A 12,113-nucleotide genomic window follows, 5' to 3' on the forward strand; every position below is an offset into this window, starting at 1 on the left:
CAAATTGTCTTGGTGCCTCGAACAACCCCGCCATATTCGACGTGGATCGAGGCGACCGCAGCAGCGAGGATTACGCCTGCTTGCGGACCGGATGGTTCGCAGCCTCGGATTTGATCCGGTCGAACATCGCCTTGCGCGCCGCGCCGCGCTGGAACGGAAGCACCGGCAAGTCTTCTTTCGAGGTAGCGATGACAGAAGCGATGAATTTCGATTTGCGCGACATGGGACTGCTCCGAGGGGTGTTCTGTTGTTTTGTTAAGCTTAACTAACCCCCGCATTTGGGCGCGTTTGTGACCAAACGTGGACAATCCCGGTGTATTGTCGTGATTGATTTTGGGCAGATCGCCGGTAACGCGCGCGGTGTTCTAAAGCCGGATCACCGAGATCAGACGCCCGTAATCGGCCTCTCGGGCATGTGTCGCGCGGCGGTAGGAATAGAAGCGGTCGGCATCCGAATAGGTGCAGTGCCGTGTCCATTCAGCCGAAACGCCCGCCTCTCGGAGCTTGTGCAGACCGAAGCCCGGAAGGTCGAAATGGAACTTGTCATCGGCCCCGTTTACGAAGAAGCGCGCGAATTGCGGGTCTTCGGCCAGAAACGCGTCGAGGAATTCGGGCCCGACCTCGTAGGCGCGTTGACTGATGCTCGGCCCGATGACCGCCGTGATCGCCTCGCGTTGTGCTCCGAGACCGATCATTTCTTCGACGGTCGCTTCGAGAACACCGTCCAGCGCACCGCGCCATCCTGCATGTGCCGCACCGATCACGCCGGCTTCGGGATCGGCAAACAGAACCGGCTGGCAATCCGCGGTGAGAATGCCCAACGCGACACCCGGCGTGTTCGAAACCATCGCGTCCGCTTTCGGTTTCGGATCGGTCAAGGGTCCATCGACCTTTTGCACCTCCGCCGAATGCGTCTGGTGAACCGTCACAAGGCAATCGTGCGGCACCTGCATGGCGTCGGCGACACGGGCACGATTGATGGCTACGATCTCGGACTGATCTGACGACCCGGAGCCACAGTTCAAGCCCGCGAACACCCCGGAAGACGCGCCGCCCCGGCGCGTGAAGAAGCCGTGGCGCAGCAGGCCCAGGCTGTCCGACGTGATGATTTCGAGCGTCATGGATCCAGTCCCGGCGGAGGCGACTCGGTGCCGGGATAAAGTCCCAACACCTTGAACAGGGAACCCATTTCGTCGGGATGGGTCAACCGCCGATGTGCGGCGACATGCGCCTCTAGCGCGGGCCCGCTCAACCCCTTGGCCAGGCTCTGGGCACGCGGGGTGATGCCGAGCCGTTCCAGGAACACGCCCTGATCGGTCAATTGGCTGGCCGCGCAACCGGCAATGAGCGCCGCGCGGGCCAATGCCTCGAAATCCACATGCGCGGTCAGGTCGGCACGTCCCGGTTCGGTGAACGGATCAACAGGTCGATGCGCGCGGACCGCTTGGAACGTATCACCGTCTGACCGCCAGCCGCCGTAATCGATGATCACAGCCATGCCGCCCTGCGACGCGATGCGCCGGGCCAGTGTATCGACAACGGCGGTCCCATGAACGCAGGTTTCCACCAAAGCACCGGGGCGCGTATCGTCCAGCCGATGGTTCAACGCGTCAATCGGCGCCGCGTCGCTCAGCCCGCGCTGCAATTCGCCGTCCGGGCCGATCCCCACCACCACTTCGCGCCAACCGTTTGGATCGCGCTGAAATTGCCGGATGGGAAGGGCGTCGAAAAACTCGTTTGCGATCACGAAGACGGGCAAATCGTCGGGCAGGCTTTCGACGGTATCGTGCCAGATCGGTTTGTGCGCAGGAAGTGCTGCGGCCTGTAGGCGGCGCATGCGGTCCGACGCCTCGACCAGATGCAAATCGGCAGCCGAATGAAAACCGGGCACCTGCAACGTTGCGCGCATCACGTCCGCGATCAGAGTGCCACGTCCGGGACCAAGCTCCACCAACGCAAAACGCTCCGGCGCGTCCTGATCCATCCAGGCTTGCGCCACGCAAAGCCCGATCACTTCTCCGAACATCTGGCTAATTTCGGGCGAGGTGGTGAAGTCTCCGTCAACACCAAGCGCGTCCTGAGTGGTGTAGTATCCGTGATCCGGGTGGAGCAGGCAGGCGGACATATATTGGGCCAGGGTCATCGGTCCCGTCGTCTTGATCTGCTTGCGAAGAATGTCTGCCAAGGCGGTCATTTGGTTCGGGCGCTTGTCCAGAGATAGAGGCCGACAAGGATCATCGGGATCGACAGAAGCTGTCCCATGGTCAGCCCGTATCCTCCGATCTGCCATGCCAGACCGAGCGGATTGCCGACAGAGACGAACTGCGCGTCCGGTTGTCGGAAGAACTCAACGAAGAACCGCGCCGCGCCATACCCGCCGATGAACAGCCCGACGATCTTGCCGGGTGTCTTGAGCGCACCGCGCCGGAACGCAAGCCACAGCAGAACCGCGCCCAAAAGCAATCCTTCGAGAAGGGCCTCGTATAATTGTGACGGATGCCGTGCACAGATCTCTCCGACCGCCTGCCCGCAGGCCTGCGCGGCCTCACCGGGAAACTGCACACCCCAGGGCAGGTCGGACGGGCGGCCCCAAAGCTCTGCATTGATGAAATTCGCAACACGCCCCAGAAACAGGCCCGGTGGCGTTGCCATTGCCATCATGTCGGCCGTGGGCCGCAGCGGGATACCGGCCCGCAGGCAGTAGATCAAAGCCGCGACGATCACGCCGATCAGGCCGCCGTGAAACGACATCCCGCCTTGCCAAATAGCAAGGATCTGCCCCGGGTTCGCGAGATAATACCCCGGCTGATAGAACATGACGAAGCCGAGCCTACCACCCAGGATGATCCCGAGGATCACCCAGGTGAGTAACTCCTCCACCTGTTCGGGCCGCATCGGCGGCGTGTCTGCCGGCCACAATGTGACCCGCTTGACGGCCGCGACGGCGATCCGCCATCCAATGAGAATGCCCGCGATATAGGCGAGCGCGTACCAGCGCAGCGCGAATTCGATCCTGAAGAGAGAGATCGAAAACAGCTCTGGCGAGACATCGGGAAAGGGCAGGCCGGTCGACATGCGCGCAACCTGTTCATTGCTCTGCGGCGAAGTCAACCTTGTGCCATGCAGGTCCGGGGCCCATATAGAGGTCAAGCAAACGCCGGAGGCACATATGCAGACCCGTAACAAGGTATTCGAAGACATTTCCCAGCTGATGACCAACGCCATGGGCGTCGCTCAGGGGGCCAAGGAAGAAGCGGAAACCGCGATGAAGTCCATGATGGACCGTTGGTTGGCCGACCGCGATTTCGTCACCCGCGAGGAATTCGACGCGGTGCGCGCCATGGCGATGAAGGCGCGCGAGGAAAACGAGATGCTGAAAGCCAGGCTGGATGCGATGGACGCGGCCAATAAGTAAACACTATGATTTGGGCCGAACGATAGCTTCGGCCTCTATCTCGACCTTGTAGTCGCCGATCAACTGGCCGATCTGGAAGAGGGTGTTGGCCGGTTTGATATCTGCAAAGACGCGGCCGTGCGCCTTGGATACGGCCAGTACATCCTCCGCATCGCTCAGGTAGACCCGCGTCCGAACCACATCCTCCAGTGACGCACCGAGCGCCGTGAGCGCAGAACTGACCTTGTCGAGAATGAAGGTCGTCTGCGCCCCCGCATCCTGCGGCGCCACGGCCCGATCCACGCCCGCCGTAGCGGTCGTGCCGGACACGAGAATGCGATCGCCGATCCTGCGCGCCCTGCAATAGCCCGCGATGTCCTCCCATTCGCTGCCCGACAAGACGCGCTGCTCGCCCGGGCGTCCGGGGACGTCTTCGACCGTGACCGCCGATGGCATCGTGTCGAGGTGATGGCTCAGATCGCCGCTTGCGGTGAGGAAGGGCGGTTTGCGGTATTCGTCGCCGCAATCGCCGGGCAGCGGCGTGGTGGTGTCGAAAGCTGCGTTCAAGCATGCGTGGTCTTCGGCATCCAGCGAAAACTGGAACAGCTTGAGATTGTCGTCGCTGTGCTGTGCCTCTCCGAGCCGTGCGCCGATGATGACACCGGCCACCGCGTCGTTTTCCAGCACCCATCGCGTAGCGACGTTGGCGACCGATACGCCATGCTTCGCCGCCACATCTGCGGCTGCCTCCAGCACGGTCTGGTACGCGTCCCAGCCGCCAGCCGTGTCGATGAAGCGCTTGTACTTCATCTTGCTCCAATCAGTGATGTCGGTCGGCTCTGGCTGGCCCAGCCATTTCTCGGATAGGAACCCGCCTTGCAGCGTGCCGTAACACAAGAGCTTTATGCCCCAACGCGCGCAAACCTCGGATAACGGGCCGGTCGCGCGACGATCCAAAAGCGAACAGGGCACCTGGTTGCTGACAATCGGAATGCCATCCGCCAGGGCCAGATGCAGATGCGCCGCATCGAAATTCGTCAGGCCGATCTCGCCGATCAGCCCATCTTCCCGCAACTCCGCCATTTCGTGCAGCGCGTCGAGCCAGGCCGGATGCTCGAAACTCCACCAATGAAATTGTAACAGATCGACCCGATCCACGCCGAGACGGTCCAGCCGTTCCTGCACACCGGCCCGCACCACGTCTGCGGTCATCGGGCCGGGCACCGGGCACCACTTTGTGCAAACCGTCGCGGATTTTCCGCGTTTTAACAACGCGCCGGTGATGAGTTCCGCCGATCCGTAGTGATCCGCCATATCGAAGGTGTCGAACCCGGCATCGGCGTAAGCTGCAAGATGATCTGCCCCCAATTCGGGGTCCATGACGTCGCCTTCCTTCTCGATATCTGCGACCTGCCAAAGCCCCACCAGCGCGCGGCGGATCGTCAGGCGGTCGCTGAGGGCGATGGTGTCTGGCTGGGTCATGGCGGCTCCTTGCGGCTGTCGCCCAATGAGTTGCCGCCCCGAACCCGTTTGACAACCCCGAAAGAACCCCGCAACCATATGGTTAACAACAGGGAACAACCGCGCGACACCGCGCGTCAGGGGAACGATGAGCGCGGCGCAGGACGCGGATGACTTCTGGCTATACGATCTGCGCGTCGAGACGGTCGTCGGCGACCGCACTTCGGTCTGTCGCCATGTCGAGGGCGAAAGCTTTCGGGTCGAGGGCGAATTGCTGATCTTCGACGACCAGAAGAGGGTCTCCATGTATGCGCTCGCGGCTTTGTTGCCGCTCTTGCCCGCCAAACAGCGCCCGACCGCGCCGAATGACTGGATGTCCACCGATGCCGAAATTGCCTGCCCCGATCCGCATTGTGGCGGGCGCTTCCGTGTGACACGCACCGGCAAGCGGAGCTTTTCTCATGCCGAGACCACCGGCCTGCCGGACCAGCGCGGCACACCTTACTGGAACAAATCAGAATGAGCGTTGAAACGACCGACCTGCGCCCCGGCCATACCATCAGCCGCGTTATCCGCGGCGGCTGGCAACTGGCAGGGGATCACGGCCCGGTGGACCGCGCGCAGGCGATCCGCGATATGGAAGCTTTTGTCGACGCGGGGCTGTTCACCTTTGACTGCGCGGACATCTACACCGGCGTTGAGGAAATGATCGGCGATTTCATTGCCGACCTACGTCAACGCCGGGGTGCGTCGATTGCGGATCGTGTCTGTGTCCACACCAAACTCGTGCCCGATCTGACCCGCCTTGCCGATCTTCGGCCCGACGAGGTGACCGCCATCGTGGATCGTTCGCTCAAGCGCCTCAAGGTCGACCAACTCGACCTCGTGCAGTTCTTCTGGTGGGACCTGTCGCTGGGCAATGCGGTCGACTCCCTCGGAGTGCTGAAAGACCTCAAGCAAGAGGGCAAGATCAAGACTCTCGGCACCACGAACTGGGATCGTCAGGCGATGCAGCGGTTCGTCGATGCCGGGTTCGATATCGCCTCGGCGCAGGTTCAGTATTCCGTACTCGACCGACGCCCCGCGAATGGGCTTGCTGACTGGGCCGCTCGGAACAACGTTCACCTCATTTGCTACGGGACGTTGGCCGGTGGCTTCATCACCGAAAAATGGCTGGGCGAACCTGACCCGGGGTTCGAGTTCGAAAATCGAAGCCTTATCAAGTACCGGCTTATCATCGACGAATTCGGACCGTGGGAGCGGTTCCAATCCCTTTTGCGCGCGTTGAAAGCGGTGGGCGACAAGTACGGCGTGTCCCTGTCCGCCGTCGCGACCCGGTGGGTGCTCGACCAGCCACAAGTCGCCGCCAGCATCGTCGGCGCGCGCTACGCGCGTCACTTGCCACAGACTTTGCAGACGTTCGATTTCAAGCTGATGCCGGACGATATCGCAATTCTGAATGCCGTGCTGGATCAGGCGGACGGACCGAAGGGCGATGTCTACGCGCTCGAAGGCGACCGGACCAGCCGCCACGGTCGGATCATGAAGTACAATCTCAACACCAATCCCAACGACGCGATTCATGGCGCAGATGGCTGAACCGATCCTGCGCATCGACGGGCTGACCCGCGATTTCGGCGAATTCCGCGCGGTCAATGATGTGTCGCTCTCCATTAGGGCGGGGACGATCACAGGGCTGATCGGGCCGAACGGGGCCGGAAAAACAACGCTGTTCAATGTGCTGACCGGCATGCTCAAACCCACAAGCGGTTCGGTGTTCCTTGACGGTCAGGATGCCACCCGGTTTTCGCCGGACGCGCTTTTCGCGCTGGGCCTTGGGCGAACGTTCCAGATCCCGCGCCCGTTTGCCAAGATGAGCGTGCTGGAAAACGTCATGCTTGCTCCGATGGCGCAAGCGGGTGAACGGCTTTGGGGGCGATTCCTGCAACCGTCCAAGATGCGCGAACAAGAGGCGACGATCCGCAAACGTGCGATGGAGGTGCTCGATTTCGTAACGCTTGCGCCGCTGGCTGACAATGCGGCGGGGCAAATTTCCGGCGGGCAGATGAAGCTGCTCGAGTTGGCTCGCATCCTGATGGGAGACCCGAAGCTGATCCTGCTGGACGAACCTGCGGCAGGGGTGAACCCGACGCTGACCAAGATCCTGATCGAAAAGATCGAAGAGTTGAACCGCGATGGGAAAACCTTTGTCATTATCGAGCACGACATGGACTTCGTCATGCAGCACTGCAATCCGGTGATCGCGCTGGCCGAGGGCCGCAAAGCATTCGAAGGAACGGCGGAGGAGGCACAAAACAACACGGTTCTCCTCGACGCCTATCTCGGGGCCCAGGTCGAATGACCGACGCTCTGGTCGCCCGAAATATCGTCGCTGGGTATGTCCCGGATCTGCCGATCCTCAAAGGCGTGTCCCTGACTGCCGAAACCGCCAAAGTAACTGTGATCATCGGTCCCAACGGTGCGGGCAAGTCGACCTTGATCAAGGCCATTGCCGGGCTGGTCCCGGTGTCGGGTGGCTTGGTGCATCTGCATGGGACAGAGATCACCAACCCGCGCCCCGACCGGATGGGTGGGCTTGGCGTCGCTTATGTCCCGCAGTCGGACAATATCTTTCGTTCGCTTACGATCCGGCAGAACCTCGACCTGGTGTTGCGCAACGCTGGCAAGGACGCGGTGGCACGGCGGGAGCGGCTTCTGGCACAGTTTCCCGCGCTGGCCAACAAGCAAACCGAAAAGGCGGGTGCGCTGTCCGGTGGTCAGCGCCAATTTCTTGCCGTCGCTATGGCGCTGGCGATCAATCCGTCGGTGATCCTGATGGATGAACCCTCTGCCGGGCTGTCCCCGAAAGCTGCGCAAGCGGTGCTGGAATACGCCCGCGCGCTGACCGAGCAGGGTGTCACGATCCTGCTGGTCGAGCAGAACGTGAAACAGGCGCTTCGCCTTGCGGATCACTGTTACATTTTGGCGGACGGGCGCAACCAGGTGGATGGACCGGCTGAGGACCTGCTGAACGATCCCGTGGTTGGCCAGATCTATCTCGGCGGCAAACGGGTGACGCCGGCATGATCCAGAACCTGGTGGACGGAGTGCTGGTCGGCTCGATCCTGTCGCTGGGTGCGATTGGCCTGACGATGGCGATGCACATGCTGCGCTTCGCCAACTTTTCGCACGCCGAACTGCTATCCATCGGGGCCTATGCCGCGTTGGTGTTCGATGGCCTGTTCAAGGCGATCCATCCCGCGCTGGCACAGGCGATCCCGCCCCTAAGCCTGACCTGGTCACTCTCCATCGCGATCCTGATCTCGATGGCGCTTACCGGCCTGTCGGCGGTTCTGATCGACCGCCTCGTCTTCAGACGCGTGCGCGCGAAGGGGGGTGAGTTGTCGATGGTCTTCGCCTCCTTCGGCGTCGCGATGATCATTCGCAATATCCTTGGCCTGATCTTCGGGCTGAACCCCAAGCTCTATTCGCAGGACATCGTCTTCGCCATCGTGGTCAGCCGGGATCCGTTCCTGCTGATCAAGCCCGATCAGGTGTTCACCTTGGTTGCGGCGCTCCTGATCATGTTCATCCTGCATCTGATCCTGTCGCGCACGACATTCGGCTACAGCCTGCGCGCGGTGGCCGAGAACCCGACACTGGCGCAGGTCTCTGGCATTAACCTGAACCGCATGATCGTTCTGATCTGGTTGATCGGCGGCGGACTGGCTGCGGCGGCGGGTGTGTTCTACGGGCTGACCAACCAGATCAACCCGGTTCTGGGGCGCGACCTCGTTCTGCTGATATTCGCAGCCACCATCGTTGGTGGGATTGGCAGCATCTACGGCGCGGTGCTTGGTGGGTTTCTCGTGGGTCTCGCGTCCAACCTCGCGCTGGTGATCCTGCCGTCCGGCTATAGCCCGGCGGTTCCGTTCCTCATCATTCTCGCTGTGCTCATCATCCGCCCACATGGCCTGTTCGGGGAAGAGCGCGCGTGATCGGTATCATCTCATACCTCGTGTTCTTTGCCACGGTGGCGTCGATCCTGTCGATCGCGGTGTTGGGGCTCAATCTTCAATGGGGCAACACCGGCCTCTTCAACGGCGGCGTTGTGGCGTTTTTCGGGGCAGGGGCCTACGGGACACTGATCCTTGGCGGAACGCCCCAAGCCGGACAGCTTGGTGGGTTCGAACTGCCGTATTTGATCGCCCTTTTTGGCGGAATGGTCATTGCAGGGATCGTGGCTTGGGTCGTCGGGCTCCTGACGCTCCGCCTCAGACATGATTATCTTGCCATCGCCACTTTCGGGGTCGCTGTGGCGTTCGAGAACGTGATGCGCAATTCCGATTGGCTTGGTGGGGCTCAAGGCATCCGCGGGTTTGAGCGGCCGCTGCGCGAGGCACTGGGCAACGGCTTTAGCTATAACCTCGCGTTTTTCGTCTTTGTTCTGGTCCTGCTGATTGCCACCTACGTGTTTCTGGAGCGGCTGATCCAGTCCCCTTTTGGACGGCTCTTGCGCGCGATCCGCGAAGACGAGACCGCAGCGCAATCGCTGGGCAAATCTCCGTCGCGGATTCGCCTGACGTCTTTCGTCGCCGGTTCGGTGATCATGGGCCTTGCCGGTGGACTCTACGCCACATTCTATGCCTTCATCAGCCCGCAAGACGTGCTGCCGATCCTGACATTCCAGATATGGGCGATGCTGATCGTCGGCGGTGCGGGCAATAACAAGGGCGCGGTGATGGGGACGTTCCTGATCTGGGCGGCCTGGACCGCGAGCGGCTGGGCGCTGTCACGCTTCGCTCCGCTTGAGGTGCAGCTTTATACCGGGTCGATCCAGTTCGTGCTGATCGGCTTCGTCATTGTGGGGATGCTTCTTTGGAGACCACAGGGCCTTTTCCCGGAACGCCTGGTCGTGTCGCAATCGGCCAAGACCAAATGAAACCTTAAAAACTGAAGAACAGGGAGCTATGGAATGAACGGACTTAGAACTTCGGCCCTGGCATTGGGGCTTGCGGCGGGCTTTGCCAGCCTAGGCACCGATGCCGCTGCGCAGGATTGCACGACCAAGATCGGTGCGGTCCTGCCCACTTCGGTGGATTGGGGCAAGCCGATCGCGGCGACTGCGCAATATGTTGTGGACATTGCCAACGAAACCGGCGGCGTCGCGGGCTGCCAGATCGAAATGGTGCTGCGGGACACGCAGGTCGACCCCAAGGTCGGTGTCGACGCGGCCAAGGCGCTGGTCGATCTGGACGGCGTGAAGCTTTTGCTCGGTGCCGTGTCCTCGGGTGTGTCCATGCCGATCCTGACATCGGTCACGGTGCCTGCGGGCGTGATGCAGATGTCCTGCTGCTCATCCTCGACGGCGTTCACGAAACTGGCCGAAGAGGGCAAGACCAACGGGCTCTTCTACCGCACCTTCGCCACCTCCGGTGTTCAAGCCGCAGTCGGAGCGATGGTCGCGCAGGAACAGGGCTACAAATCCGTCGCGGTCTTCTACAAGAACGACGATTGGGGTCAGGATATCGGTGGGCTCGTCGCCGAAGACCTCGAAGCGCTGGGCATCGAAGTGACCGCCTCCATCGCAATCAACGATGCGCAGGCATCCTACCGCGCCGAAGTGACCGAAGCGCTCAAGGGCAACCCCGAGGCGATCTACATGGCGCTGTATCCGAAAGAGGGCACACAGGTCGTCCGCGAATGGATCTCGCTGGGCGGATCGCAGAACATGATTGCGGCCAACGCGCTCAAATCCGACGAATTCCGCGACAATGTCGGCATGCAGTTCCTTGGTAATTTCATCGGAACCGACACGGCCTCACCGCGCACGGAGTCAGCAGACGCTTTCGTCGAGGCGTACACCGCACGGTTCGATGGTCCGCCCAACGGTCCGGGCCTCGCCAACAGCTACGATGCGACGATGATCGCCCTGTTGGCGATGCACGCCGCGGGTGAAGGTGCCACCGGAGCCGATATCGCTGCCAAGGTTGGTATGATCACCGATCCCGATGGCACGCTTGTGACCGCCGATGCGGAAGGCTTCGCTCGGGCCAAAGAGGTGCTCGACGAGGGTGGCACTGTCTCCTACCAAGGCGCCACCGGAAACGTGCAATTCGACAAGAATGGCGACGTCTCGGCACCCGCCGTGACCTGGGTCTTCTCGGAAAGTGGCATCGAGGAGCAGAAATACATCTCGCTCAACGAGGTCAACGATTTTATGTCGTCGCTGAACTGACATCAGTTTCGAATTGGCTGCGCCAATCCGATCGGGGGACGATGCGAAGACGCATCGTCCCTTTTTCATGGGCAAAAAAGCGGGGGCGCTGGCCCGGTCGCCTCTTGAGCGCCTCCCCTGAGATATTTGATAACCGAAGGAGCACGACGGGCAGCACGCTCTGTCCAATATTGCATAAAAATTATACAAGCACGCAAGCAGGTCGAGGGGCCCTGTCGACGGCGGAATGATGCGCTTGCATCGCGGTTTTTCGGTGTCCCGAGCGGCTCACCCGTTTTTCTCGTGATTTTATCCACAAATTGTGCCACTATTCGCGCTCACCACATTTGGTGGACTTCTCCACAACTTATTGGGCTTATCCCCGAATTAGCGCTTTACGCAGGGCCGATGCGCATGCAGCATATGTTGTATGGGGCATGTGGAACGACGCAGTCCCTAGAGCAGGCATCGAAAGGTTGGGACACACCCGCCTTTCCGCACAGGCAACAGGAGGCGGCGTTATGGCCCTGTCCGAGCAGTATCTTGAAGAAGACATTCACCCGATTGATATCGTCGAGCACATCGCCGAGCACCATGACTGGGATTTCGACCGGATTGCGGAAGACCAGATCGCAATGGTGGTGGAAGGGCAGTGGCGGACCTACTCCATCACGCTGGCCTGGTCGCCTTATGACGAAACGCTCCGTTTGATCTGCACCTTCGATATGGAGCCGCCGAAAGACCGTATGCCGGCGCTCTACGAGAGCCTGAACGGCGTGAACGACCAATGCTGGGCCGGCGCCTTCACCTACTGGGAAGAAGCCAAGCTCGTGGTCTATCGATACGGTCTGGTTCTGGCCGGGGGCAATGTCGCCAGCGCGGAACAGATCGACACGATGATCACCTGCGCGGTGATGAGCGCTGAACGCTACTACCCCGCGTTCCAGCTGGTCGTCTGGGGAAATCGCGACCCACAGGATGCGCTTCAGGTCGCCATTGCAGAGGCTTACGGGCGCGCGTAACACTAGCCCCCGACGCAAA

The 12,113-nt window shown here is 61.2% G+C and carries 14 protein-coding genes; 9 read left to right on the forward strand and 5 right to left on the reverse strand.

Translation table 11 applies throughout. The features are described from left to right. Window positions 1-70: 70 nt before the first annotated feature. The 4 genes from Q1B16_RS16250 to lgt form a co-directional block, all read right to left on the reverse strand. Window positions 71-223: a hypothetical protein gene (locus Q1B16_RS16250; protein WP_299791114.1), complete on the reverse strand. Its 153-nt coding sequence runs from the start codon at window positions 221-223 to the stop codon at window positions 71-73. Between the two features lie 142 nt (window positions 224-365). Next, window positions 366-1,121 (reverse strand): peptidoglycan editing factor PgeF, encoded by a 756-nt coding sequence (gene pgeF / locus Q1B16_RS16255; RefSeq protein WP_299791117.1) that lies wholly within the window; start codon window positions 1,119-1,121, stop codon window positions 366-368. Next, window positions 1,118-2,194, reverse strand: a complete 1,077-nt coding sequence (locus tag Q1B16_RS16260) for an SAM-dependent methyltransferase (RefSeq protein ID WP_299791120.1) — start codon at window positions 2,192-2,194, stop codon at window positions 1,118-1,120. The genes pgeF and Q1B16_RS16260 overlap by 4 nt, the downstream gene beginning before the upstream one ends. Continuing rightward, window positions 2,191-3,075: a prolipoprotein diacylglyceryl transferase gene (lgt, locus tag Q1B16_RS16265; protein WP_299791123.1), complete on the reverse strand. Its 885-nt coding sequence runs from the start codon at window positions 3,073-3,075 to the stop codon at window positions 2,191-2,193. The genes Q1B16_RS16260 and lgt overlap by 4 nt, the downstream gene beginning before the upstream one ends. Before the next feature lie 94 nt (window positions 3,076-3,169). On the opposite strand from lgt, the gene Q1B16_RS16270 reads away from it, so the two are divergent. Beyond that, window positions 3,170-3,415: an accessory factor UbiK family protein gene (locus tag Q1B16_RS16270; protein ID WP_299791126.1), complete on the forward strand. Its 246-nt coding sequence runs from the start codon at window positions 3,170-3,172 to the stop codon at window positions 3,413-3,415. Window positions 3,416-3,418: 3 nt separating this feature from the next. On the opposite strand, the gene Q1B16_RS16275 is transcribed toward Q1B16_RS16270, so the two are convergent. Beyond that, window positions 3,419-4,876, reverse strand: a complete 1,458-nt coding sequence (locus Q1B16_RS16275) for an aldo/keto reductase (protein ID WP_299791129.1) — start codon at window positions 4,874-4,876, stop codon at window positions 3,419-3,421. Window positions 4,877-5,003: 127 nt separating this feature from the next. On the opposite strand from Q1B16_RS16275, the gene Q1B16_RS16280 reads away from it, so the two are divergent. The 8 genes from Q1B16_RS16280 to Q1B16_RS16315 all read left to right on the forward strand — a co-directional run bounded on the left by Q1B16_RS16280 (window position 5,004) and on the right by Q1B16_RS16315 (window position 12,094). Then, the gene (locus tag Q1B16_RS16280) at window positions 5,004-5,378 is read left to right on the forward strand and encodes a TIGR04076 family protein (protein WP_299791132.1); all 375 of its coding nucleotides are present in this window, start codon (window positions 5,004-5,006) and stop codon (window positions 5,376-5,378) included. Then, entirely contained in the window at window positions 5,375-6,454 is a 1,080-nt protein-coding gene (locus tag Q1B16_RS16285; protein WP_299791135.1) for an aldo/keto reductase, read from the forward strand. Before Q1B16_RS16280 ends, Q1B16_RS16285 begins: the two co-directional genes overlap by 4 nt. After that, window positions 6,438-7,217 (forward strand): ABC transporter ATP-binding protein, encoded by a 780-nt coding sequence (locus tag Q1B16_RS16290; RefSeq protein WP_366140159.1) that lies wholly within the window; start codon window positions 6,438-6,440, stop codon window positions 7,215-7,217. Before Q1B16_RS16285 ends, Q1B16_RS16290 begins: the two co-directional genes overlap by 17 nt. Then, window positions 7,214-7,942, forward strand: coding sequence for an ABC transporter ATP-binding protein (locus tag Q1B16_RS16295; RefSeq protein WP_299791138.1), 729 nt, complete (start codon window positions 7,214-7,216; stop codon window positions 7,940-7,942). Before Q1B16_RS16290 ends, Q1B16_RS16295 begins: the two co-directional genes overlap by 4 nt. Then, window positions 7,939-8,853 carry a branched-chain amino acid ABC transporter permease gene (locus Q1B16_RS16300; protein ID WP_299791141.1) on the forward strand — a complete coding sequence of 305 codons (915 nt, stop codon included), beginning with the start codon at window positions 7,939-7,941 and terminating at the stop codon, window positions 8,851-8,853. The genes Q1B16_RS16295 and Q1B16_RS16300 overlap by 4 nt, the downstream gene beginning before the upstream one ends. Next, complete coding sequence (locus Q1B16_RS16305; protein WP_299791144.1) at window positions 8,850-9,797, forward strand: branched-chain amino acid ABC transporter permease; 948 nt, start codon at window positions 8,850-8,852, stop codon at window positions 9,795-9,797. The genes Q1B16_RS16300 and Q1B16_RS16305 overlap by 4 nt, the downstream gene beginning before the upstream one ends. 33 nt (window positions 9,798-9,830) lie before the next feature. Further along, on the forward strand, window positions 9,831-11,093 hold the full coding sequence (locus tag Q1B16_RS16310; RefSeq protein WP_299791147.1) for an ABC transporter substrate-binding protein: 1,263 nt from the start codon (window positions 9,831-9,833) through the stop codon (window positions 11,091-11,093). Window positions 11,094-11,593: 500 nt separating this feature from the next. After that, the gene (locus Q1B16_RS16315; protein ID WP_299791150.1) at window positions 11,594-12,094 is read left to right on the forward strand and encodes a YbjN domain-containing protein; all 501 of its coding nucleotides are present in this window, start codon (window positions 11,594-11,596) and stop codon (window positions 12,092-12,094) included. Window positions 12,095-12,113: the final 19 nt, after the last annotated feature.

It is taken from the genome of uncultured Marivita sp., from assembly GCF_947488135.1.
Classification (GTDB): Bacteria; Pseudomonadota; Alphaproteobacteria; order Rhodobacterales; family Rhodobacteraceae; genus Marivita.

Excerpts from the sequence above, each read along its gene's own strand:
- Q1B16_RS16250 (WP_299791114.1), bottom strand. The coding sequence starts at position 223 with ATGTCGCGCAAATCGAAATTCATCGCTTCTGTCATCGCTACCTCGAAA.
- pgeF (WP_299791117.1), bottom strand. The coding sequence starts at position 1,121 with ATGACGCTCGAAATCATCACGTCGGACAGCCTGGGCCTGCTGCGCCAC.
- Q1B16_RS16260 (WP_299791120.1), bottom strand. The coding sequence starts at position 2,194 with ATGACCGCCTTGGCAGACATTCTTCGCAAGCAGATCAAGACGACGGGA.
- lgt (WP_299791123.1), bottom strand. The coding sequence starts at position 3,075 with ATGTCGACCGGCCTGCCCTTTCCCGATGTCTCGCCAGAGCTGTTTTCG.
- Q1B16_RS16270 (WP_299791126.1), top strand. The coding sequence starts at position 3,170 with ATGCAGACCCGTAACAAGGTATTCGAAGACATTTCCCAGCTGATGACC.
- Q1B16_RS16275 (WP_299791129.1), bottom strand. The coding sequence starts at position 4,876 with ATGACCCAGCCAGACACCATCGCCCTCAGCGACCGCCTGACGATCCGC.
- Q1B16_RS16280 (WP_299791132.1), top strand. The coding sequence starts at position 5,004 with ATGAGCGCGGCGCAGGACGCGGATGACTTCTGGCTATACGATCTGCGC.
- Q1B16_RS16285 (WP_299791135.1), top strand. The coding sequence starts at position 5,375 with ATGAGCGTTGAAACGACCGACCTGCGCCCCGGCCATACCATCAGCCGC.
- Q1B16_RS16290 (WP_366140159.1), top strand. The coding sequence starts at position 6,438 with ATGGCGCAGATGGCTGAACCGATCCTGCGCATCGACGGGCTGACCCGC.
- Q1B16_RS16295 (WP_299791138.1), top strand. The coding sequence starts at position 7,214 with ATGACCGACGCTCTGGTCGCCCGAAATATCGTCGCTGGGTATGTCCCG.
- Q1B16_RS16300 (WP_299791141.1), top strand. The coding sequence starts at position 7,939 with ATGATCCAGAACCTGGTGGACGGAGTGCTGGTCGGCTCGATCCTGTCG.
- Q1B16_RS16310 (WP_299791147.1), top strand. The coding sequence starts at position 9,831 with ATGAACGGACTTAGAACTTCGGCCCTGGCATTGGGGCTTGCGGCGGGC.
- Q1B16_RS16315 (WP_299791150.1), top strand. The coding sequence starts at position 11,594 with ATGGCCCTGTCCGAGCAGTATCTTGAAGAAGACATTCACCCGATTGAT.